The following is a 21,726-nucleotide window of genomic DNA, read 5'->3' as shown; positions in this document are numbered from 1 at the left end:
AATTCATTTTGCTATATCAAGTATTTACTCAAAAATTCTTGTAATATCCTGATATCGGTTGACTACACGATAAATCTCTACATACTCGTTACTAACCTTGTAAATAATCACATAATCTTCCCATATCGCATATTTATAATCTGTCCGAAAACTAACTCGTTTGGAAAGATCTGATCCCATTCCCGGAAACATCTGAAGATTCTCAAATTTACCGTAAATTTCCTTTATGGTTTTTGCAGCATATTCTTCGTTATCTTCGGCAATATAATCCCGGATATTTTTCAGATCCTTTGCAACAATCGGATTGATCCGCAGTTTTAACATCTTATTCCTCCACAAGTACTTTCAGTTCATCCAGATCCAGCCAGCCTTCTCCGTCTTTCACTGCTTCTTCAGCTTCCTGCAGCTTCATCAAAAGCTTTTTCTCTGCACGATCGCGCTCGAAATCTTCAATATCCATAACTACAAATCGTCCTCTGCCATTCTTAGTAAGATATACAGGCTCCCCTTTGCGGCAGTTCTTCAGGACTTCATTATAATTTCTCAAATCAGATACTGGTAAAATATTTGCCATATTCTTTCAGCTCCTTCCTCTAATTTTGAATTGTTTCTGCTACTTTCATTATACACAAAAAGCTGTAAAATTCAACGTAGATTTTTACAGCTTTTTTTATTATTATGGGCTTTAGCCTGTTGAGCATGAAGCGAGTTTTTCATAAAGGAGAAATGAGCCATGCGAAACAAAAAACCACCTGCTATGCAAATACAAAGTAGTAGAAATCATAGAAGGGTATCTGATGCCGGACCATGTACATATGTTGGTAAGTATACCGCCAAAATACAGCGTGGCCCAATTTGTGGGATATTTGAAAGGGAAATCGGCGCTGATGATATTCGACAGACACGCAAACTTAAAATATAAGTTCGGAAACAGACATTTTTGGGCAGAGGGATACTATGTAAGCACGGTAGGACTCAATGAAGCCACCATAAAGAAATACATTCAGGAACAGGAGAAACATGATATAGCAATGGATCGACTGAACCAAAGAGAATGGGAAGACCCTTTTAAGGGTTAAGGTGAAGTAGTACAAACGCCTCTTCAGGGGCAGCGAAGAGTATAGAGCAAAGTGGCTGGAGCGAAAAGCGAAAGCCAGCGCCTTGAGACGCTGGCCTGGCAGTAAGGGCTTATACTTTGCAAATCAATAATAAAAAATCTTATTGTCATATCATTGTCACGGAGCCTTTTTTCATTCCCTCAGATGGCTTATTTAAGCCTTCTGAGGGGATTTTTTCCACTATTCAAATTCCTCGGCGGATGGCATTATACGCTGCCTATGACGCCTGTATAGATACTTAAAATTCGAACTTATGTTTGTTTTTCGTAGTTTCCGTACCGCTAAAGGAAAAATAAACTCCAAAAAAACTCCAAATCAACTTGGACGGTCTTTTGCTTCCTCCTGCGCATAAAGAAGATCCAATGCCTGACAAATGACTCCGCTCATCGTCTGATAATGTCTTTCAGCATATGAAACTAACCGTTCTTTATCTTCTGCAGTCATACGAATTCTTAAACTCGAATCCTTTCCATCCAATGACGGTTTTCTCGGCATTTCAATCTCCCCCTTCCTTATATGTATCATTCTAATACGAATTGATACAAATGTCAATAATTATATTGTGGAGTTTCGAATGTTTGTTCTGATATTCGGTATTATATATATCTGTTCCGCCGAGTTAATAATTCTTAAACAACAACCCATTAATCAAATAAGTATTTATAGGCTACCCGATTTTCAAATGAAGAACCAAATCCCAGTGTAATTCTTTTCTCCTCATCTTTATTCCAAAATTCACTTTTATGTTCTAGTATCCTTTTTCTGTAATTGTTATTATTAATGAAGTTACACCACATATTATCTGATATCTTTATTTTTTTATAATCAAAGGATTCCGGTTTGAATATAAATTCTAAATAATCACTCATATATGCATATTCTTCCAAAAATTTAATATCTTCTTCATTTGCACAACCTAATAATACCAATATAACTAAGTGATTAATTGCATCTGCCTTATGGTCTGGAAATGTATATACCCCTGCCACATTTTTTTTGGCATACTCCCTAAATTTATTATTATAATATTCTTTTATTTTTCCATCAAATATCAGTATTTCTTCGTATAGAAATTGAAATATCTCTTCCTCCCAATTATTTATAAGATTCTCTACTATCCAATTTTTCCATTTGTTTTCATCATATTTCAGTAAGATTTTTCTGTTAACAAACACGAAAAATGTCTTCTGCCGAATATTATCCTTTATTCTATCGAGTTCATCACAACAATGGATATATATTTTTTTATCAGCCATCTCTGATAATATCTTTATCAAATTAGGATATGCACCCGGATGTGCAGTTGCTTCTAGCGGAATTTCACTATTAACCAATAGTTCTAACAAAGCAACATACTCTGCAATTGTTTTATCAAAATGCTTTTCTACGTATATCCACAAAGCATATATGTTATTTGTAATTGCCCGAATATTTTCAGTTTCAGAAGGTGTTAGCAATACTACAAAGGCCTTTACAATTCTAGAGTTTTGCTCCTGATTCAACTTGCATAACGACAATAAGAAACTAAACGACTCCAACTGCTCTATCATCCTTATATTCCAATATTCCTTCATGGATAAGCAAAAATTCTCAAACAACACAGAAATGTCAAATTCATCAGATAATTCTATTGAATCAACTTTATAATATGATGCTATACTTCTTAATTCCTTTTGTTTAATATGTTTTACCATCATATCCACATCCAACAATTCTATAGGATACGGTTTCACATTTGTTCTTGGAAATGCCCCTTTTCCCTGAAATTCATCTGGATAATATGTACAAAATATTGCTTTTATATATGGTTTCACCATTTTTTCAACATTGTTGAACCAATCCAACATTAAATGATTTTTCTTGTAGAACAAGTAATAGTCATATGCAATTTGCCTAATCTGAAACAAGTCTCCATAAATTGTTCCGCCCATTTTAGAAATACTTGCTTTTTTCATATAATATTCTTCATGCTTTAAAAGATAATTATTCATTTCTTGAATATCAGATCCATTTTCGGTTATGTCTTTTATTGTATTATATGCTTTACTATATCGAGCAGCAGCACTATCCAATAATAAATTTAGCCTATCATAATCCTCTTTACTATTCTCTAAATACAATAGTAAACGTGCACATGTATTATTAAACTGGTATATTGCTAATTCATAATACGTTTGATTTGAGAGTTTCAAATAATCTACATTGTCATATTGTTCCTTCAAGCCATTCATAATATCTATTAATCCGTCTGTATATTTGATTAACGAAGAATAGTATGCCTTCACAGAGTTTAATGATTCCTTTTCTATTTTACTCATAATTTCATGATACTTATTTTGTAGAGAAAGCTCAAATAAACTATCATTTTCTTCAAAATATTCTTCGAAAACAATCCTATCTCTTGTAGCCCGAGATTCAAGTTGAATTCCAAATATCCCTGACTTCTTCAACAGGCAACACAAGTCCTTGTTTTTTGTTAGTCTTTTAAAATTATTATATTCTACTACATCATTAAAGGTCATTATGGGTGTCTTTATTCCATAAACACTTTTAAATTGAAATGCCTCAATAATTGTTTTATAACTAATGAATCCAAAACAAGAAACATCCTTTTTAAGTTTTTCCAACGCAATATTTAACAATTCCGCTTTATCATCTGTATATGCTAATGGATCACTGTTCAAATAATACAAAAAAGAATACAGTTTTTTCCCTACACCGTTACTTATCTCCGTGCATTTCGAGTTTTCTATCATATAATCCGATATTTGTGATAAATCTATCAGCTCAACTCCTTTGTTTTTCCAGTATGATATGTCATGTGCACAATCTTTAATTTTATCTACTACTAAATAATGTGGCTGACGATTTTCTACCCTTTTTTCTTTAACAAAGAAATCAATATAGCTCATAATAAGTTTCAAGTTATTATCATTTAACGAATATCCTACAAAAAGAAATGTTTTGTCAATCAAAAGGGATTTTATAAATGTCTCTATGATAATATGATTTTGAGAATAATTTAAGTAATCATCCTCTTTTAATACTATATTCTCTATATCATCAATATCTCCATGCATTTTGATAATATAATTTCGTCCCTTTTTTGACAAAATGTCATCATCTTTCGTTATTACTGCATATTTAGAAACTCTAGGATCATTTACATTTTCCAGTAAATGATCATAATTTGTAGTAATAATATGTTCTGGTTGAAGCTTAACAATAATTTCATCAATAATATTGGTTTCATATTCATCACTACAAAACTTATCTTTCAAAAAATCATAATATGGTTTTTTCTCTTCTTCAGTATCACCAAAGCTTTCGTAGAAATGTTGCGGGATACGCAAAAAATCCTCCGCTGAAAAATCATACTTCAATTTACAGTTATAACCATCTATGCTGCACAATTCAATTTGCTCACCGCATTTTTCACATATCAAATCTTTCATCTCGCATGATGTGCATTTATTTTCACCGATTTTATCAGCAATCTCTTTAACCAACTCCCACCATGAACACACGCCAGAATTTTTAGAAACTCCAGCGCCCACAAAAATCACAAGATTCTCATTTGAATTTATTTGCTTAATTCTTTCTATTTGTTCGATAATCTGGTTCATTAAAATCACCTCATATAGTTTTATAAAATGCGCTTCCTTTTATCGTCTACTTTTATAATTACTGACTCCTACCACTATAGCTCTTATTGTTCCATTTTACTTTTACAATTCTTTTTTTCTAAGTATAACATAGTATCTGACACATATCGTTATAAATTGCAAAATAATTATTTTACCCTTAATAGCAACGCCAGAGGCACTGATTACAACAATCAATGCCTCTGGCAATCTAATTTTTATTTCCTTTTCACGCTATCCGACGGCAATCTCACTGCTCCTGTCCGCTTCCTCTGGATACTATTCTGAGCATCCATCTGCGTTGGCGCAAATCCGCCATTATTTAACAGCTCCCTCTCCGCTACCGCATATGATCTATATCCGGCTGCCTTCATACGTTTCAGCATTTTGCTTAAAGCACTCTTTTTATCTCTGCTTGCCTGACGATAGCAAATCTTTAAGCTGTCCGCAACTTCTCCCAGGCTTTTACCTTCTACAAGATTTTCGCATACAATCTTTTTTTCTCTTTCCGTTAAATCAGAAAACAGTTCTTTAAAGAAAATCTCGCTTGTGATCTGCTGGGCAACATCTGCATTCCGATCAGAGAGATAATCTGTAAAATTGCCTTCTTCGTTTTCCAGTGAAGAAAAAAGACAAATATTCTGCCTGATATACTGATCACGCATTAAATATTTTTCCTTATTATAAGATTTGTTCAAAAAATCCAGCTCCTCTGCAGTTACGTTTTCATATCTTACTTTCTGGTATTTGTCATAAAATGTGTATATTCTTTCTTCCATGATATTTTCCTCCGATTTGTCGATTTGGTTAATTGGCAACAAATCGAAGTCATGGATATCTGGCATAGTGCCAGCCTTTTGCCTGCATGATGATATGCCTTTCCTTTCCGGCATCTCTGCCGCAAAAAGTCATCAATGAGCTGATGTTCCTCTTGGGCATAAAAAAAGGCCATGCCCTTTCGGACACAGCCAGATGCCTAAAAATCTTGAGAAAAGAAAATCCTCCGCAGATATCTATCTGCGAAGGACTATTTTTCTCAGCATATCAATTCTATCATCTACACATTTTCATTGTAATACCACTTACCTGCCAATGCTCTGCCAGTTCACTACCTATTTACTTCCATTTTTCTTCCAGTCTTTTTTATATGTATTTCTTCCATTTTCGCCTCCACTTTTTCCGGTCTTGTAAATGCCCATAGCATAGTAGCATATAAACGAATTGCTTTTTTCCGATTCCTGTAATATGTCGTACTTGGCATATCATCCAGCATCAGCATCACATCATCATTTGTATTCCCGGACTCAAAATACCGATATTTCAAGAGTCTGTAATACAGTTGACCATTCTTCGGATAATCCCTCACTGCCAAAAGGGAGTCTCTCATAATCTCCAATAGGCACAAATTCATATCATTATTCAGCAACTTATCCTGAATTCTTCGTTTCTCTGCAGTTGAATCGAAATCGACCAATTCATAAAGCATTTCTTTTAAATGCTTTCCTTCCACTACATATAACTCGTAATCTATATCTACAATATTTTTTTCAATACGGAACATCACCTTCGTATATTGTTTAAGTAAAAGCTCCGTATTTTTATAGGCTTCTTCAGTCACCACTTCCATATTGTCAAAAATATTTTGAATTGTCTGCATAATTGTCCTCCTTCCCGACTGCACCTGCAGTCAGACCAATCATAAAGTATTTCTCAGCAATAACTGCTGTGCTGAACATCACTGTCATGCAGCTTCCGCAGAAATTTCTACAGTGGGATTGTTTTCATTTCTGGCTGACCGGAAACTATATGATATATGTAAGGCAGCCGGTTCTCACGGGAAAGGATGTATCCCCGACTACTGATGTTTCTGTTTTGACTATTTTTTATTTTCAAAGGGCGCCCTGTTTTAGGGCATCCTTTTGGAATCGCTTATTTTCGTTCCATAAACCATTTATAATTTTCTTCATATGTGAGATGGCATATCTTACCTTCCACCATACAAGTATAGCGATAACCGGTACCACCAGCTTTCCTGCTCGCACATCTTTCCGGTTTTGAAATTTTATCAATTTCATACCGATGTCCGTCTTCCCATACAAACGCTTTTGGAATCAATTCACCTTCCCGGCTAAACACCGCCAGGACATCAACATATACCTTATCCATCACTAAAAAACACCTTGCCTCTCCTATCCGTGGAAATAACCTTGCGGATGAACCGTATGCTCTCTTGCATTTAATTGTGCCAGGAGCTTATCCTGATAAACGAAAGCTCTTTGAATGCTTTTATATCCAAACCTGGCTCGGATTTCATCCACTACCTGATCCATCTTTTCCAACTTTTCTCTTTTCTGTTCACTAATAAATAAGTCCAACTGATACGGCATATCATCTGATACCAGATCACATCCCCGGACGCCAAGACTTCTAATAGGATGTTCCCATCTGTAATTATCTTTAAACAGTCGATACGCAGCCTGAACAATTTCATCCGTAATATTGGTTGGACGCTTCAATTTGCATTGCCTTGAAAAATGATATAACTCATTATCACGAATTGATATTTCAACCACCTTACATTGAAATCCATTTTCACGTAATCTGGATGCTACACTTTCAGACAGCGCCATCAAAATAATCTTTACATCCAAATCATTCACCAGATCTCTTGGAGTCGTTGTACTATTTCCAATAGATTTGATTGGAGCTTGATACCCTTCTACACAAACCGGCGTTTCGTCCCAGCCATTTGCGAATGTGTGTAATACCAATCCCATCTTTCCGAGACGGTTCTCCAATATAGCTGGTTCCGTATTTGCAAGTTCACCAATTGTTTTGATTCCTAAAGTCTGCAGTTTTTTATTAGTGCTTCTCCCGACATAAATCAAATCTCCTGCAGGAAGGTTCCAGGCAAGGTTTTTATAGTTTTCTCTTGAGAACTCTGTAATGGCATCAGGCTTTTTATAATCGGAACCAAGTTTTGCAAATATCTTATTCCATGAAACACCAATGCTGACCGTGACTCCCAACTCATGCTTTATTCTTTTACTGATTTCATTTGCTATTTTCATTCCATCGCCTTTTATTGAAGTGCTGGCAGATACATCAAGCCAACTTTCATCAATTCCGAATGGTTCTCTCAAATCCGTATATTCACTATAGATTTCCTGTGCCATTCTTGAAAATCGCAAATATAAATCCATTCTTGGTGGCACAAAAATGATTTCCGGGCAAACCTGCTTTGCCTGCCATAATGCCATTCCTGTTTTCACACCAGATTTTTTTGCAATATAATTTGCTGTAAGGACAATTCCGTGCCTTGCTTCCGGATCCCCTCCTACTGCTAATGGCTTTTCCGCTAATTCCGGATGATGCAGCATCTCTACGCTTGCATAAAAACAGTTCATATCAGAATGAAGTATTGTACGTTCCATATCATCACCGCCCAATCAAAATTAGCAACATATAGCAAGTTTGTTATTGACTTTTTCTTTTGTTCATTCTATAATTTGCTTATAGTTACGACAGATTGCCACTTCTTGCTAATTCGTATTCTAGCAACTATTAGCATGATTGTCAAGATACTATTCGCAAGAAATAGCAAATCAAGAATGGAGGCGCATTATGAAACCCTTTAAAGAGAAAGTAAAAGAACATCGAGGACAACTTGGATTAAGTCAAAAGCAGCTGGCAGAAAAAGCTGGGATTGGATTCCGTACCATCGTTACTTATGAAGCCGGAGAACGATTTCCACAATCAGCACAACTCTATAAACTGGCAAAAGCATTAAACGTATCAACCGAGTATCTGAAGGATGATTCCATCGAAGACCCTACCTATGGACTTGACCGGATGGACTATGTGGAAGAAATGCGTCAGATGACCAGTAAGCAAGATTCTCTTAACCTGGAAGAAATGCTGAGACAAAACCAGACACTTTTTGCCGGCGGCACAATAAGTGAAAAAGCCAAAGATCAATATTTTCAGGCTGTGATGGAAGCGTATCTTGATTGTAAAAAAGCTGCGAAAGAAACTTTCGGCAGAAAAAAATCTGAAAATCTTGCATCTATTGATAAGTAATCCTCCTGCTATCCTTTTTATAGGACAGCTTTTATACTACACTGATAGTGAGAAATCCTATCTACTATAAAACAGGGAGGATGTGAATTCGATTGACCATTGAAACAATAGCAGATACAGTCAAACAGCTGCAAAACAAATATGATGAAACTGATCCTTTTCGTTTAGCTAAGGCAATGAAAATTACAGTAAAGTTACGCCCAATGGGAATCTATGAAGGATGCTGCAAGGGATTTTTTCTAATTTCACGGCGGATGAAACATATCACAATCAACAGTGATCTTCCAGAACTTTTCAAAAAGTAGTCCTCTCTCATGAACTGGGTCACTGTGTATTACATGCAGACTCTGCAGCCAGCGCACCTTTTCATGAGGTAACTTTATTTGATAATACGGACTATAAAGAATATGAAGCAAACATTTTTGCTGCCGAATTGCTCCTGCCAGATGAACAAGTTCTGGCTCTGCTCAATGATGATTTGTTTTTCTTTGACGTCGCCAAAAAATTATGCGTTCCATTTGAAATGCTGGATTTCAAATTCCGGGTTTTGAAGCGAAAGGGATATAAAGTAGAATCTCCTGTAGTGTCACAGGGCGATTTCTTGAAAAAACTTGAAAAAGCAGCCGATAAGGCAGCATCTTATGAATTGTGCTGAAATACTATCTCAAAGCATTATCTGAAAGCTAAGACTTTTGAACCTTATCATCTTAGCTTTCTTTTTTTATGTCTCTTTTTTCTTCTCCCAGTAGGTTATTTATAGGGATCTCTTTTCAAGAAGTACTCTTCCGGCGGCTCCACCGCCGGTTAAATAGCAAGGACAGGAAGTGTATATACACTTCCGCAAAAATGACAATTTAGGAAACCCTGCCCTAAATTGAAAACCCCGAAGCACAACAAAACCGAATTACGTACAGAAGGAGAAAATATACATGTCAAACAGAAAAAGAAACATCCAAATATTATTTTGTGTCACTCCAGAGGAAAAAAAGCTGATCCGAAAAAAGATGATTCTGTCAAAGACCAGAAACATGGGAGCCTATCTTAGGAAAATGGCTATCGACGGCTATATCATCAACACCGACACAACCCCGATCAAGCAGGTGTACGAAGAGATGCATAAAATCGGTGTAAATATCAATCAGATTGCAAAAAAGGTAAATACCACCGGAGATTTGTATCCGGAAGAAATGGAAGAATTGAAAAGGATGGTAAGCGAGATATGGCGTATATTAAAATCTTCCCCATTAAAGTAACTGATAAAAAAGCACTGGACTATATTATGAATCCAGACAAAACCGAAGAGAAATTACTGATTTCCAGTTTCGCCTGCTCCCCAGAATCTGCTGATCTGGAATTTGCTTTCACCAGAGAAGAAGGCAAAAAGAACGTGATGGACAAAGGTAACAATCTGGCATTTCATTTAATTCAATCTTTTATGCCTGGCGAGGTTGACGCTGAAACCGCACATAAGCTCGGCAAAGAATTTGCTGACGAAGTACTTAAAGGGAAATATGAATATGTCATCAGTACCCATGTTGACCAGGACCATATTCATAACCATATCATTTTTAATGCTACCAGCTTTATTGACCATCATAAATATGTCTCCAACAAACGCAGCTATCATAAAATCTGCCGGATCAGCAACCGTATTTGCCAGGAAAACGGTCTCGTCACCAGTATGCCAACCGGAGAAAAAGGAAAATCTTATAAAGAAAATATGGAGTACCATCGTGGAAACAGCTGGAAAGCAAAGTTAAAAGTCGCTGTAGATAAAGCGATCTGGTCCTCTATCAACTATGATGAGTTCCTTCAAAAAATGAGACTTTCTGGATATGAAATCCGTCAGGGAAAGAACCTGGCTTTCCGTGCACCGGAGCAAAAAAACTTTACAAATATGAAATCTCTGGGTAGCTATTACACGGAAGAAAATGTATTACTCCGCCTTGAGAAAAACCGGCATAAAACAAAAAATCCACGTAACGTCTCCAGAGAATTACGGCTTTTTATCAATATCTCATCTTATGTAAGTACCGGCAATCGTGCCGGATTTGAACGGTGGGCACAACTCAATAATCTGAAAGAAGCAGCCCGAACCTTCAACTATCTATCCGAAAACAATTTGCTGAATTACGAAGACTTCCAACAGCATATTGCAGATATTGATAATTCTATTATCGCTACGGAACAGCGAATTTCTGAAATAAGTTCTGAAATATCCCATCAGGAACTTATTCAGAAACACTGTTCGTCCTACCGTACCTGCAGAAAAATAGTAGAAGATGCAAAAACAGCACCGGATCCTCAGAAATATAAAGCAGCTCACCAGTCAGAATATAAACTGCATGATTCCTTAAAACAGCAATTACAGGAGCTGGGCATTACAAAATTACCTTCCCCGGAGAGGCTGCAGAAAAAAATTGATAATCTAAGAAATGAACGTTCCTCTGCTGTCAAGGAAAAGCAAGATTTAGAAAAAAGGCGCTCAACGATAAATACCATAACTGCCAATTTCAACACCTTGTTATCCAATGACGCACATTTCATGAACACTTCTGAACACCGACAAGCGGAACATGATTTATAATAATCTCCATATGCAATGAGCTAAGGTCAATTACTCTGTGCGTCACTGACCTTAGCTCATTTCTTACTCTTCATCAATTTCAAAGACATTCCGGTATTTCTTTCTTTGGCTTTCTAATGGCATCTGATCACAGAACTCTTTCAACCATTCATCACTTATAGCAACGATTTCTTCTATCGGGAAATCAACTTGCCCATAATCAATCTCATCGTCATCTCTACATCTTTCCCCGTATTCCACCAAAAGCTCCGGAAACATCTCCATAGAAAAATATAAGGAATATTCATTAAATCCCATCGTCTCAAATAAATACATAAACTTTTGGAATTCTCCGGTTGTCATCGGTATCCTTTTTTTGATTTTATCCTTGTACTTTCCCCCGCATAATCGCAAAAATTTGTTTTCCTGAGAAATTATATCTTTCGATTTTTTCATCGACTTTCTTCACTCCCGCTATCCATTTTATCTTCTGGTGCATATATAGCCATTATACTGCTACTGTCATCATCGTGATCAATATGTATCCAATAATCTCTTATCCAATAGCCCGTGTAGCTTTTCCCCAGTGTATAAAGCTCATTTGTTTGAAAATCCACAATACATACTTCCGGAAATCTACCCTTGGAATCGTTCCATTCCATTTCATCCTGATACATGGAAAGGACTTTATCCAGACAATCCTGGCATAAGTATTTTTTTATCACTTTAAAATTCGGTGTACTCTTTTCTCCGTAATTCACTTTACCCTCAAAAATCCCATGGTTTGGCATCCCGTTGATCCGGAAACTGCACTCTTCCTCTCCATGTGAAGATGACGTAACACTTAATCCACCATCACTAATGATTTCCGTACCATCGTCAGAATACACACGAGTATCTAATGTTGATATTTCCATTGTATTCAAACATACTAACCCCAACATTCCCGACTTTCTGTAATATGGCATCAAGCTTCTTTCATTATTTCCGCAAATGCAGCACTTTTCCTGGCTGATTTCAGATTTCACATCCGGAAGTTGAAAATTATTCTCTGCTTTTGTTGTTACCGCATTCAATTTATGTACGCATCCCGTACAAAGCAGTGCAATCACAATTGCACCAAGTATTCCTTTTTTCTTCATTCCTACCTTCTCCAACGCACAAAAAAAGAACAGTCCAATTTTTTCTTGAACTGCTCTTATTTCTTTAAACTCCTCATAAGAGATAACACAATCTCTCTTTCTTTAACTTCCAATCCATCCCATATATCCAATAACTCTGTTTGATCAGATGTCAAATCTAATTTGCCACTGTCTCCTGCAAAAAACTGAGCTAACGATATTCCAAATGCATCACATATTTTCTCAAGCGTTGGAATCGTCGGAATGCTGTCTCTGGACATTATATTTCCTAATGCTGTCTGCGACATTCCCGTAAGCTGTGAGAGTCGATATTTAGAATACCCACGTTTTCTGCATAATTCAGAGATTCTTTTTGGAATATACTCTTCTATACGCAAGTATTTTGCACCTCTTCTCTGACCTATTTTTACATACATTGTAACCATAAATCAGCGAAAAGATTAGAACTATACCGCTTATCTAAATACTCTAGTAGACTTGAGTAGTGGGGTAAAAAAAAGAAAAGCAGCTCTTAATACCTATTCAATTGTATTTTTTATCAAATCCATCTTCTTTAAGAAAGTAATGGCATCTTCAATACCAGCCATATAAGAAATATCCGCATACCGACAATCTACTGTTTGTAAGCAGGCGATATAATCATTGATTATCATTCTGTCATGCTCCGGCAAATCTAATTCCATAAATCTCACTGTCAATTCATCCAGATCTTTCTCATCCTGTTGGTATATCTCATCTTCTGCACAAATTTTTTCTCTGGTAGCATCAATAGCTTCTGCTATTGTCTGATTCAATATTTCTCTCGTAAGCAGATTCATCTTTTTTTGTCCTCCCTTACAATTTAATCACCAAAATGGCAATTAAATTGTACAAAGATATGGATCTAATGTCAAATAACAATGTTTGACATAATTCGCCGGTTTTCGATAAATATTACCTTATTAATCAAATTTCCTTTTCTTTATGCACATCTCCCCATACTCTTCCCTTATCACAATGCATTAAACAATTAATTTTCTACCAGAGCTATAATTGCAGGTGTATTTAAAAGTAAAACTTTGAAAATGAAATACCTAAACCTTCATGCACTAAACACCCCATAACTACAAAACTCTGGGAATCAACATTCTGGAAGGTGGATTTCTTTGATTAACTTGGTTACCATGTATTTGGTATCTTTGCATTGTCACGTTCAGCACCAATTTGTAATAAAACAGCAAAATTAACACTACCTGTTATAATTATTTAGTAACTATTTATTCTACGATTTTAGGCAGAACATGAAAGCCTGAGTATTCGATACTAACTGCTATTATTTCCAATCCTAATATAATCACATGATTGGATATCTTTTCAATCGGATTAAACAGAAGGAGTAATGCTAGCGTGATTCGTACAAAAAATTCTATCATTGGTATAACACAATTATTATTTCTACAAAAGAACTGCCTAATTGCCCCATTCAATGATTTAGATGCCTTTCTAATACCGATAATTGCCCAAGTAATTCCTAATGCCTCCAACGAACTGGATCCTTTCAGTAAAAATGCAATCCCCATAATAAACATCATAATACTATATGCTAATTCGTCTGCCTGCTTTTCAAAAAACTTTTTTTCCTTAAAATAGCTTACTAACATCAGTGTACCTACAAGTACCATAGCACTTCCTAATAAATAAGGTAACAGAAGAGTTACTCTATCAGAAAACAATATACAGATTAATCCTAGAGATGGAAACAATATACTCTTGACTTTTAATATTCTATTCATTTTTCTCCTTTCTCTCCTGTTCTTTTATTCATATAGTGTTTCAAGACTACAGTTCCGGCAGAAACCAAAATTCTTAATAATAATACCATGATAAATTCTATTGAAAACGGATTGCTCAACTTAGTTCCAAGCAAAGTAGTAGTAACAATACTGAGCAAAGAACCGCTTATTCCTGCTGTCAGATAAGTGGTGAATTTCACTCCACAAGCGCCAAAATACAGGCTGACAATGTCACCTGGCAAAAATCCAACAATTCTGGTTATAAAGCATACAAAAAAAGCATTTTCATTCTGATATCCTGTCAATTGTTGAACCTTGGGATATCTAGTCCCAATATACTGTATAATATCTTCACCGCTGTATCTTCCGATCCAATAAGGAATCGTAATGGTTGTCGCCAGTCCAACCATACTTACCATCACAGCTATAAATGGTGTAAACAGAACTCCACTGCTCAAATATAAAATCGACAATGGAAACATAATTGTAAGGCTTTTGAGAGCAAAGAACAAAACTAAAACACACGCAGCCAAAATCATATTTTCAGGTGTATACCTCAATATCGTTTTTACAGACAAAGGTTCTTCTGATTTTCTTACAATCACAAAAAGAATCAATGTCATCAGAATAATTGCTGCTAAAGGAGTGAGTTTCTTTAGCTTTATTTCTGACTTTTTCTCACTCTTTTGTTTTTTTTCTTTGTTTCTGATTTTCATCCAACTTTTCTCATTCATAATTATAATCACAAGATATTTCTTATATCTATTCGTCTATTATATTTCCATTTACTTCATCAAACACATCCTTCATTTCAAGAGCATATTTTTTACCTATTTTACTCAATCGGTATAATATAATAATGTCAATAATGCCATTTAAAATGAAGATAATTCCTGCCATTAATGCAGCGGCTGAAACTGTATCCGGTGAAAAGAACATCATACTAATTCCAGCCAGAATAATAATACATGATAGAATAACATATGATGTACAGCGCACATGAAATATGTCTTTCATACAAACAGCCGTCTCCATACAGATTACTCCATTGATTATGATGAAAATACTAAACACGTAAGAAAACAACACTATTGTAATTCCAGCATGTGTAATGATAAAGATTCCCAAAATACATTTCAAAATGCCTTCAAATAACGATCCCTGCATAAAATAAGTATTCAACCGAAATTTTAAATCATAGAACAAATCAAAAATCCCACTGCACAAAATCATAATACCTGCAATCACTGCAATCACTTTAAATGAATCATATGGCTTTATTATGAATAAAACTCCAATCAATACCGTCATGATTGCATTTATCCACATATCCAACTTTATTTTTTTCAATGCTTTCATGTTTTCACCTCTCGTCTCACATTATCTTTCCAAAATTTCCATAAATTCCTCTCCAGTTATTGTTTCTCTCTCGTACAGGAAGTTCGCCAGTTCATCCAACTTACTGCGATTATCTGTCAAAATCTGTATCGCCTTTTCGTGCTGAGACTTCACAAGTGCTATCACCTGCTCATCAATTTTTGCCTGCACCTGGGCTGAACATGCAAGAGAGGTATCTCCACCCAGATATTGATTAGATACCGTTTCCATTGCAACCATATCAAAGTCGTCACTCATACCATATCTCGTAATCATCGCACGAGCTAATTTCGTGGCCTGCTCGATATCATTGGAAGCACCGGTTGTAACAGAACCAAATACTATTTCTTCTGCAGCCCGTCCTCCGGTAAATGTCGCAATCTTATTCTCGATCTCTTCCTTTGTCATCAGGTAATGATTGCCCTCCTCCACCTGCATCGTATATCCAAGTGCACCAGATGTACGCGGAACAATGGTAATCTTCTGTACCGGTGCAGAATGCGTCTGTTTCGCCGCTACTAAAGCATGGCCAATCTCGTGATAGGAAACAATCAGTTTTTCCTTATCCGTAAGGATTGCATTCTTCTTCTGATAACCTGCAATAACCACTTCGATACTTTCTTCAAGATCTGCCTGGGTTGCATAGCTTTTTCCGTCCCTCACGGCATGTAACGCTGCCTCATTAACAATGTTTGCAAGCTCCGCACCAGATGCACCGGATGCCATGCGGGCAACTTTTGTGAAATCCACATCCTGTCCCAATTTTATCTTTTTCGCATGAACTTTTAGAATTTCTTCCCTGCCTTTTAAATCCGGCAATTCCACAGGGACACGCCTGTCAAATCTGCCAGGACGCAGCAATGCCGGATCCAATGATTCAGGTCTGTTGGTAGCAGCCAGAATAATAACACCATTATTCCCTTCAAAACCATCCATTTCTGTCAAAAGCTGATTTAATGTCTGTTCTCGTTCATCATTTCCGCCGAACTGTCCATCCCTCTTCTTTCCGATTGCGTCAATCTCATCAATAAATACAATACAGGGTGCTTTTTCTTTTGCTTGCTTAAACAGATCCCGGACTTTGGATGCTCCCATACCAACAAACATCTCTACAAACTCTGACCCAGACATGGAAAAGAACGGTACATTTGCTTCTCCAGCCACTGCTTTTGCCAACATCGTTTTTCCTGTTCCTGGAGGGCCTACCAGCAGAATCCCTTTTGGCATGGAAGCACCAATCTCTTTATATTTCCCAGGATTATGGAGGTATTCCACGATCTCCGTCAGGTTTTCTTTTGCTTCATCCTCGCCGGCAACATCAGAAAATCTGATTCCGTTGGAAGATTTCACATAAACTTTGGCATTGCTTTTTCCCATATTGAACATCATGGAGTTTCCCCCTCCAACATTCTTCATCATTCTTTTAGTCATGTATTGCCCAATACCAAAGAATATCAACAGGGGAAGAATCCATGTAAGAAGAAAGCTCAAAAACGGGGATGTGGGTTCAATAATCTGACTGGCAAATTTTGCACCGGATCTATACAGCCTCATCGTAAGCTCCGGATCATTCATAACACCGGTTTTATAGACCTTACTGTCTTCCTTATCCGTAAAAAGGATCTTGTTATCCTGGATTTCCACACGTCCGATATCTTTTTCTTCGATCATGGACATGAACATTCCATAATCTACTTCTTTCACTTGTGTCTGAAGCATATAGGGTATCAGCCAGAAATTGATAAGCATCAGAACCAGTAAAGCAATCACGTAATAAAAGATAATTGGTTTTTTCGGTGTTTTTATTTCATTCATATGAATCCCCCATTCTGTTCCCGTTTTCCATTTTCTTAATCCTTTTCATTAATTCTTCCTGGTTAGTCGAATAAATACTTTCGTTAATTCTACTGCGGCTAACGGGAGTACGGAATACAGTGCCACCACTCCCCATTCTTTTGCAGTAATCATTGTCAGACTAAACACAGTCCGGAAATATGGAACTAGCAAAACTATTGCCAGCACAAGGGCAGAACCTGCAATGGAATAAAACAAGTGTGGATTATGCCCATTTCCGGTCGAGAAAATAGATTCTGTATTCGAGCGCTGGTTCAGTGCGTGAAGCAGCTGTGAAATCGCCAGTACCAGGAATGCCATCGTCATTCCGACCTCATAGCCGTCCATATGTACTCCAGTCTGAAAAGCCCCTATTGTCGCTGCCGAAATGAACGCCCCATGCAGGCATACCCTTACTATCAGACCATGCTCAAAAAGGGTTCCCGATCTGACCGGTTTATACTTCATGATATTCTTTTCAGCCGGGTCAACTCCCAAAGCCAATGCCGGAAGCGTATCTGTAATCAGATTGACCAACAAAACCTGAACCGCCAGGATTGGAGCGTCCCAGTTAAATAAAGTAGCAATAAACAGTGTTAGGATCTCAGCAATATTTCCGGCAAGCAGGAACTGGATCACTTTTTGAATATTACGGTAAATGCGCCTTCCTTCCCGGACTGCGTATTCAATCGTGGTAAAATTATCATCCATCAGGATCATGTCTGCGGCATCTTTGGCTACATCTGTTCCTGATTTTCCCATTGCAATGCCGATATCAGCAGCCTTCAGGGCTGGAGAATCGTTGACTCCATCTCCGGTCATGGCAGCCACTTCTTCATTATCCTGCAAAGCTTTAATGATACGGAGTTTATCAGAAGGGGAGACTCGCGCAAATACAGCCGCTGTTTTTACTGCTTCCTTTAACTGCTCATCCGTCATTTCGTCAAGTTCTGGCCCTGTAACCACTGTATTTCCTTCCTGAAAAATGTGAAGCTGTCTTGCGATCTCAAGGGCAGTCACCTTATGATCCCCTGTAATCATAATTACCCGGATGCCTGCCTCATGGCAAGTTTCCACTGCCTGAATCACTTCCTTACGTGGAGGATCGATCATTCCGGCCATTCCCACGAACGTCATATCCTCTTCCACATCTTCATTTTCATCCACAGGAATATATGGGAGTGTCCGTTTCGCAAATCCAAGAACCCGAAGTGCTTCTTCCGACATTTTCATACAGAGGGATAAAATTTGATTTCGATCCTTTTCTGTCATCCGTCGGACTCCTTGTTCAGTCACAATGTGGGAACACAGCGGAAGCATTTCCTCTACAGCGCCTTTTGTATAGGCTACGATCTCCTCACCATTTTTATGTACCGTAGTCATACGTTTTCGTACCGAGTCAAAGGGCTGCTCAAATACCCTCGGCATTCTTTCCACTAACAGATCTGGATCAAATCCATACTTACCCGCAAATGTAAGCAGAGCTCCCTCCGTCGGATCCCCTATGACCTCTCCCGGACAGTCCGGATTCATGGATGCGTTATTACACAAAGCAGCAATTCTGAGGAGTTCTGCATTTTGTCCCTGAAATTCCTGTATCATATCCACAGAAGAAGCTTTTCCCGCTTGATAGGATTTTTCAAACGCCACATGTGTAACCGTCATACGATTCTGCGTCAGTGTTCCGGTTTTATCACAGCAGACCACTGTGGCACTCCCCAGAGTCTCCACAGCCGGAAGTTTACGGATAATTGCGTTCTGTTTTGCCATGCGCTGCACTCCGAGAGCCATAACAATCGTAGCAGTGGCCGGAAGTCCCTCCGGAATAATGGAAATCGCAAGAGAAACAGCCGTCATTAACAACGGTATCCATGGACGGCCATAGAGGAAACCGATTGCAAAAATGACCACACAGACCACAAGGCCAACGAGACTCAGCATTTTACCCACTGCATCCAGCTTGCACTTTAACGGGGTATCCAGCTCATCCTGATTTTCCAGCATATTGGCAATTCGTCCAACTTCCGTGTCCATTCCGGTTCCAACGGCAATCCCTTCTGCATTGCCATACATAACAATGGAAGACATATATGCCATATTCGCTCTGCTTCCAATAGGTTCTCCGATTGGAAGAACGCTTTCGCTGTCTTTCTCTACTGGAATAGACTCCCCTGTCAGAGATGCCTCTTGTACCGCAAGCCGATTTTCGTGAATCAGCCGAAGGTCTGCCGGAACAATTGCCCCATCCTCTAGAATCACAATATCGCCCGGAACAATCTCACTGACAGGAATAAGGCTTTCTTCTCCATTCCTCCTCACGCAGGCTGTGGGTGCACTCATCTGTTTTAATGCTTCAAGTGCATTGGATGCTTTGTTCTCCTGAATCACCCCAATGACTGCATCCACCACGATAATGGCGAGAATTACAACCGCTTCCGCCCATTCTCCCAGTATCATGGACAGAATTGCTGCTCCTGCAAGGATCAGAACCATAACATCCATGATCTGTTCCAGAATCATTTTCCCTACTGTTTTCTTCTTCTTTTTATGCAGCTCATTTCTTCCATACTTTTCCAAACGTCTTCGAGCTTCCTCGTCACTTAATCCATCTGTACTGCTCTTCAAAGTATCTAATGCCTGTTCCGCCGTCTTTGAATGCCATCGTATGTCACTTTGGTTATCAATCATAATAATTCCTCCTGTAAACCCATATAAATTATGTATATTAAGTGTTTTAACAAAATGAAAAGGCTCTCCACTTCACTTTTATTCTTTATCTTCCTTGTTTTAAAAACTCCTGTATCATTTGTGCGTCTTTATATCCTTTCTTATACAAGCGCTGCAAGGCTTTCTTATCTCTTGTCAAAGTATCTACACCGCAGGTATCGTCAGGAGCTATGATCAAAACACGACCCTCATCCCTGTACTGTTTCGCCAATGCAACCTCCTGGTTATATCGTTCTGCCCTTTGCCTGAGATTTTCTGCCGATACGGGATATTTTTTTTGAATCCACTTTGCAATTTTTACATCTTTCTTTGGATCCCGGATAAAATCTTCTGGCTTTGTCAAAATTACAACTACATTATCACAGCCACATTGAAATGCTTTTTCTACCGGAACCGGATCGCTCAATGCCCCATCATAATAAGGAACACCATTTATTTCATAAGGTCTGCATATGAACGGAATGGAACAGGATACTTTGAAAATGCTATAATTATCCTGTTTTAAATCGTTTTTGTTAAAATATGTTGCTTTACCTGTCAGTGCATTCGATGCTACCACCAGCATTTCCGATGGATGCCGGATTATCTTCGTATAATCTAATGGATTTTCTCCTGTAGAATTGCTTAATGTTCCATATAGATAGTCCATATCAATATAGGATTTATTTAAAATAAGATTACGAAAGCTCATATATTCTTTCCGAAATGAATACTCAGAATAGAACTGGTAGTTCCGTCCTTTTTGTCCTGCCAGATAAGACGCAATGTTTGCACTTCCAGCAGAGACGCCGATGCAGATGTCAAACTGTATCCCAATATCCAGACAATTGTCAAAAACCCCAGCTGCATAAATGCCTCTCAATCCGCCTCCAACATCCACTACTCCTGTTTTCATTTTGTTCCTCCTGTTTTTTGGTGCTAGTATATAAATAGTGCAAGTCAAAATGAGAAAATCCCAAATAGACAATACATGACATAATAGAAGTATCGTACTGAAGGAGGATCTCATTATGGCAAAGCAACATGACAAACAGTTTAAACTGGATGCAGTCCAGTATTATTTCGATCACAAAGAGCTTGGTGTCCGTGGCTGTGCTCAAAACCTCGGTGTGGGTTACAGCACTCTGACAAAATGGCTGAAGGATTTCCGGGAGTCTGGCGATATCCCTGTTCGTGGCTCCGGTAATTACGCCTCTGATGAGCAGAAAGAGATTGCCCGTCTGAAACGCGAACTCCGTGATGCCCAGGATGCACTTGATGTGCTAAAAAAAGCTATCAGCATTCTGGGAAAATAACAGAAGCCATTTATCTCGAGGTTTCTGAAAAGACGGAAGCTGCCAGAAAACACAATCGCCGGGTCTCCGTCTCCGGAATGCTGAAATATTTAGGCGTTTCACGGTCTGGATATCGTTCATGGCTAAACCGTACTCCTTCTGATACAGAAAAACGCAGGGAATACATAAAAGC

General features: G+C 37.8%; 24 protein-coding genes and 1 pseudogene. 7 read left to right on the top strand and 18 right to left on the bottom strand.

What is annotated here, in order from left to right:
• Nucleotides 1-24: 24 nt before the first annotated feature.
• Both B5E53_RS15820 and B5E53_RS15815 read right to left on the bottom strand, forming a co-directional pair.
• Nucleotides 25-324, bottom strand: a complete 300-nt coding sequence (locus tag B5E53_RS15820) for a type II toxin-antitoxin system RelE/ParE family toxin (protein WP_087316759.1) — start codon at nucleotides 322-324, stop codon at nucleotides 25-27.
• Between the two features lies 1 nt (nucleotide 325).
• On the bottom strand, nucleotides 326-574 hold the full coding sequence (locus B5E53_RS15815; RefSeq protein ID WP_087316757.1) for a type II toxin-antitoxin system prevent-host-death family antitoxin: 249 nt from the start codon (nucleotides 572-574) through the stop codon (nucleotides 326-328).
• 181 nt (nucleotides 575-755) lie between these two features.
• On the opposite strand from B5E53_RS15815, the pseudogene tnpA reads away from it, so the two are divergent.
• A pseudogene (tnpA, locus tag B5E53_RS15810) lies at nucleotides 756-1,079 on the top strand (IS200/IS605 family transposase); the annotation flags it as partial.
• Between the two features lie 354 nt (nucleotides 1,080-1,433).
• Here tnpA and B5E53_RS20005 read toward each other — a convergent pair.
• The 6 genes from B5E53_RS20005 to dinB form a co-directional block, all read right to left on the bottom strand.
• On the bottom strand, nucleotides 1,434-1,562 hold the full coding sequence (locus tag B5E53_RS20005; protein ID WP_275532700.1) for a hypothetical protein: 129 nt from the start codon (nucleotides 1,560-1,562) through the stop codon (nucleotides 1,434-1,436).
• A gap of 200 nt (nucleotides 1,563-1,762) precedes the next feature.
• Nucleotides 1,763-4,744 (bottom strand): SIR2 family protein, encoded by a 2,982-nt coding sequence (locus B5E53_RS15800; RefSeq protein ID WP_087316753.1) that lies wholly within the window; start codon nucleotides 4,742-4,744, stop codon nucleotides 1,763-1,765.
• A 236-nt stretch (nucleotides 4,745-4,980) separates the two neighbouring features.
• Complete coding sequence (locus B5E53_RS15795) at nucleotides 4,981-5,541, bottom strand: hypothetical protein (protein WP_087316751.1); 561 nt, start codon at nucleotides 5,539-5,541, stop codon at nucleotides 4,981-4,983.
• Nucleotides 5,542-5,870: 329 nt separating this feature from the next.
• Nucleotides 5,871-6,419: a hypothetical protein gene (locus B5E53_RS15790; protein ID WP_087316749.1), complete on the bottom strand. Its 549-nt coding sequence runs from the start codon at nucleotides 6,417-6,419 to the stop codon at nucleotides 5,871-5,873.
• Between the two features lie 272 nt (nucleotides 6,420-6,691).
• Complete coding sequence (locus tag B5E53_RS15785) at nucleotides 6,692-6,928, bottom strand: hypothetical protein (RefSeq protein ID WP_087316747.1); 237 nt, start codon at nucleotides 6,926-6,928, stop codon at nucleotides 6,692-6,694.
• A 23-nt stretch (nucleotides 6,929-6,951) separates the two neighbouring features.
• Complete coding sequence (gene dinB, locus B5E53_RS15780) at nucleotides 6,952-8,196, bottom strand: DNA polymerase IV (RefSeq protein WP_087316745.1); 1,245 nt, start codon at nucleotides 8,194-8,196, stop codon at nucleotides 6,952-6,954.
• A 190-nt stretch (nucleotides 8,197-8,386) separates the two neighbouring features.
• Between dinB and B5E53_RS15775 the strand changes: the two genes are divergently transcribed.
• The 5 genes from B5E53_RS15775 to B5E53_RS15760 all read left to right on the top strand — a co-directional run bounded on the left by B5E53_RS15775 (nucleotide 8,387) and on the right by B5E53_RS15760 (nucleotide 11,429).
• The gene (locus B5E53_RS15775; protein WP_087316743.1) at nucleotides 8,387-8,842 is read left to right on the top strand and encodes a helix-turn-helix transcriptional regulator; all 456 of its coding nucleotides are present in this window, start codon (nucleotides 8,387-8,389) and stop codon (nucleotides 8,840-8,842) included.
• 92 nt (nucleotides 8,843-8,934) lie between these two features.
• On the top strand, nucleotides 8,935-9,147 hold the full coding sequence (locus tag B5E53_RS19845) for a hypothetical protein (protein ID WP_242963780.1): 213 nt from the start codon (nucleotides 8,935-8,937) through the stop codon (nucleotides 9,145-9,147).
• Between the two features lie 14 nt (nucleotides 9,148-9,161).
• Complete coding sequence (locus B5E53_RS19840; RefSeq protein WP_242963784.1) at nucleotides 9,162-9,497, top strand: ImmA/IrrE family metallo-endopeptidase; 336 nt, start codon at nucleotides 9,162-9,164, stop codon at nucleotides 9,495-9,497.
• A gap of 274 nt (nucleotides 9,498-9,771) precedes the next feature.
• Nucleotides 9,772-10,095 (top strand): MobC family plasmid mobilization relaxosome protein, encoded by a 324-nt coding sequence (locus B5E53_RS15765; RefSeq protein ID WP_087316741.1) that lies wholly within the window; start codon nucleotides 9,772-9,774, stop codon nucleotides 10,093-10,095.
• Entirely contained in the window at nucleotides 10,062-11,429 is a 1,368-nt protein-coding gene (locus B5E53_RS15760) for a relaxase/mobilization nuclease domain-containing protein (RefSeq protein ID WP_087316739.1), read from the top strand. Before B5E53_RS15765 ends, B5E53_RS15760 begins: the two co-directional genes overlap by 34 nt.
• 63 nt (nucleotides 11,430-11,492) lie before the next feature.
• Here the strand turns inward: B5E53_RS15760 and B5E53_RS15755 are convergent, their stop codons facing one another.
• The 10 genes from B5E53_RS15755 to B5E53_RS15710 form a co-directional block, all read right to left on the bottom strand.
• The gene (locus B5E53_RS15755) at nucleotides 11,493-11,864 is read right to left on the bottom strand and encodes a hypothetical protein (protein ID WP_087316737.1); all 372 of its coding nucleotides are present in this window, start codon (nucleotides 11,862-11,864) and stop codon (nucleotides 11,493-11,495) included.
• Complete coding sequence (locus tag B5E53_RS15750) at nucleotides 11,861-12,550, bottom strand: hypothetical protein (RefSeq protein WP_087316735.1); 690 nt, start codon at nucleotides 12,548-12,550, stop codon at nucleotides 11,861-11,863. Before B5E53_RS15750 ends, B5E53_RS15755 begins: the two co-directional genes overlap by 4 nt.
• Before the next feature lie 56 nt (nucleotides 12,551-12,606).
• Nucleotides 12,607-12,975 (bottom strand): helix-turn-helix transcriptional regulator, encoded by a 369-nt coding sequence (locus B5E53_RS15745; RefSeq protein ID WP_343215673.1) that lies wholly within the window; start codon nucleotides 12,973-12,975, stop codon nucleotides 12,607-12,609.
• A gap of 93 nt (nucleotides 12,976-13,068) precedes the next feature.
• Nucleotides 13,069-13,368, bottom strand: a complete 300-nt coding sequence (locus B5E53_RS15740; RefSeq protein ID WP_087316731.1) for a hypothetical protein — start codon at nucleotides 13,366-13,368, stop codon at nucleotides 13,069-13,071.
• A gap of 438 nt (nucleotides 13,369-13,806) precedes the next feature.
• The gene (locus B5E53_RS15735; protein WP_087316729.1) at nucleotides 13,807-14,322 is read right to left on the bottom strand and encodes a DUF308 domain-containing protein; all 516 of its coding nucleotides are present in this window, start codon (nucleotides 14,320-14,322) and stop codon (nucleotides 13,807-13,809) included.
• The gene (locus B5E53_RS15730) at nucleotides 14,319-15,038 is read right to left on the bottom strand and encodes a VTT domain-containing protein (protein ID WP_087316726.1); all 720 of its coding nucleotides are present in this window, start codon (nucleotides 15,036-15,038) and stop codon (nucleotides 14,319-14,321) included. The genes B5E53_RS15735 and B5E53_RS15730 overlap by 4 nt, the downstream gene beginning before the upstream one ends.
• Nucleotides 15,039-15,084: 46 nt before the next feature.
• The gene (locus B5E53_RS15725; RefSeq protein WP_087316724.1) at nucleotides 15,085-15,681 is read right to left on the bottom strand and encodes a DUF308 domain-containing protein; all 597 of its coding nucleotides are present in this window, start codon (nucleotides 15,679-15,681) and stop codon (nucleotides 15,085-15,087) included.
• 21 nt (nucleotides 15,682-15,702) lie between these two features.
• A complete protein-coding gene (gene ftsH, locus B5E53_RS15720; protein ID WP_087316722.1) occupies nucleotides 15,703-17,514 on the bottom strand; it encodes an ATP-dependent zinc metalloprotease FtsH in 1,812 nt (603 codons plus the stop codon).
• Nucleotides 17,515-17,562: 48 nt separating this feature from the next.
• A complete protein-coding gene (locus B5E53_RS15715; protein ID WP_162611944.1) occupies nucleotides 17,563-20,220 on the bottom strand; it encodes a cation-translocating P-type ATPase in 2,658 nt (885 codons plus the stop codon).
• 85 nt (nucleotides 20,221-20,305) lie between these two features.
• Nucleotides 20,306-21,154, bottom strand: coding sequence for a patatin family protein (locus B5E53_RS15710; protein WP_087316720.1), 849 nt, complete (start codon nucleotides 21,152-21,154; stop codon nucleotides 20,306-20,308).
• Between the two features lie 115 nt (nucleotides 21,155-21,269).
• On the opposite strand from B5E53_RS15710, the gene B5E53_RS15705 reads away from it, so the two are divergent.
• A complete protein-coding gene (locus B5E53_RS15705; protein WP_207752756.1) occupies nucleotides 21,270-21,554 on the top strand; it encodes a transposase in 285 nt (94 codons plus the stop codon).
• Nucleotides 21,555-21,726: the final 172 nt, after the last annotated feature.

Source organism: Eubacterium sp. An11 (assembly GCF_002161065.1).
In the GTDB taxonomy this organism is placed as follows: domain Bacteria; phylum Bacillota; class Clostridia; order Lachnospirales; family Lachnospiraceae; genus Anaerobutyricum; species Anaerobutyricum faecale.
The sequence above is the reverse complement of the archived record's forward strand: the minus strand, read 5'-3'. Positions and strand labels throughout refer to the sequence as shown.

Excerpts from the sequence above, each read along its gene's own strand:
- B5E53_RS15800 (WP_087316753.1), bottom strand. The coding sequence starts at position 4,744 with ATGAACCAGATTATCGAACAAATAGAAAGAATTAAGCAAATAAATTCA.
- B5E53_RS15745 (WP_343215673.1), bottom strand. The coding sequence starts at position 12,975 with ATGGTTACAATGTATGTAAAAATAGGTCAGAGAAGAGGTGCAAAATAC.
- B5E53_RS15775 (WP_087316743.1), top strand. The coding sequence starts at position 8,387 with ATGAAACCCTTTAAAGAGAAAGTAAAAGAACATCGAGGACAACTTGGA.
- B5E53_RS15710 (WP_087316720.1), bottom strand. The coding sequence starts at position 21,154 with ATGAAAACAGGAGTAGTGGATGTTGGAGGCGGATTGAGAGGCATTTAT.
- ftsH (WP_087316722.1), bottom strand. The coding sequence starts at position 17,514 with ATGAATGAAATAAAAACACCGAAAAAACCAATTATCTTTTATTACGTG.
- B5E53_RS15820 (WP_087316759.1), bottom strand. The coding sequence starts at position 324 with ATGTTAAAACTGCGGATCAATCCGATTGTTGCAAAGGATCTGAAAAAT.
- B5E53_RS15750 (WP_087316735.1), bottom strand. The coding sequence starts at position 12,550 with ATGAAGAAAAAAGGAATACTTGGTGCAATTGTGATTGCACTGCTTTGT.
- B5E53_RS15730 (WP_087316726.1), bottom strand. The coding sequence starts at position 15,038 with ATGAAAATCAGAAACAAAGAAAAAAAACAAAAGAGTGAGAAAAAGTCA.
- B5E53_RS15815 (WP_087316757.1), bottom strand. The coding sequence starts at position 574 with ATGGCAAATATTTTACCAGTATCTGATTTGAGAAATTATAATGAAGTC.
- B5E53_RS15760 (WP_087316739.1), top strand. The coding sequence starts at position 10,062 with ATGGCGTATATTAAAATCTTCCCCATTAAAGTAACTGATAAAAAAGCA.
- dinB (WP_087316745.1), bottom strand. The coding sequence starts at position 8,196 with ATGGAACGTACAATACTTCATTCTGATATGAACTGTTTTTATGCAAGC.
- B5E53_RS15735 (WP_087316729.1), bottom strand. The coding sequence starts at position 14,322 with ATGAATAGAATATTAAAAGTCAAGAGTATATTGTTTCCATCTCTAGGA.
- B5E53_RS15715 (WP_162611944.1), bottom strand. The coding sequence starts at position 20,220 with ATGATTGATAACCAAAGTGACATACGATGGCATTCAAAGACGGCGGAA.
- B5E53_RS15725 (WP_087316724.1), bottom strand. The coding sequence starts at position 15,681 with ATGAAAGCATTGAAAAAAATAAAGTTGGATATGTGGATAAATGCAATC.
- B5E53_RS20005 (WP_275532700.1), bottom strand. The coding sequence starts at position 1,562 with ATGACTGCAGAAGATAAAGAACGGTTAGTTTCATATGCTGAAAGACAT.
- B5E53_RS15765 (WP_087316741.1), top strand. The coding sequence starts at position 9,772 with ATGTCAAACAGAAAAAGAAACATCCAAATATTATTTTGTGTCACTCCA.
- B5E53_RS15785 (WP_087316747.1), bottom strand. The coding sequence starts at position 6,928 with ATGGATAAGGTATATGTTGATGTCCTGGCGGTGTTTAGCCGGGAAGGT.
- B5E53_RS15755 (WP_087316737.1), bottom strand. The coding sequence starts at position 11,864 with ATGAAAAAATCGAAAGATATAATTTCTCAGGAAAACAAATTTTTGCGA.
- B5E53_RS15790 (WP_087316749.1), bottom strand. The coding sequence starts at position 6,419 with ATGCAGACAATTCAAAATATTTTTGACAATATGGAAGTGGTGACTGAA.
- B5E53_RS15740 (WP_087316731.1), bottom strand. The coding sequence starts at position 13,368 with ATGAATCTGCTTACGAGAGAAATATTGAATCAGACAATAGCAGAAGCT.
- B5E53_RS15795 (WP_087316751.1), bottom strand. The coding sequence starts at position 5,541 with ATGGAAGAAAGAATATACACATTTTATGACAAATACCAGAAAGTAAGA.
- B5E53_RS15705 (WP_207752756.1), top strand. The coding sequence starts at position 21,270 with ATGGCAAAGCAACATGACAAACAGTTTAAACTGGATGCAGTCCAGTAT.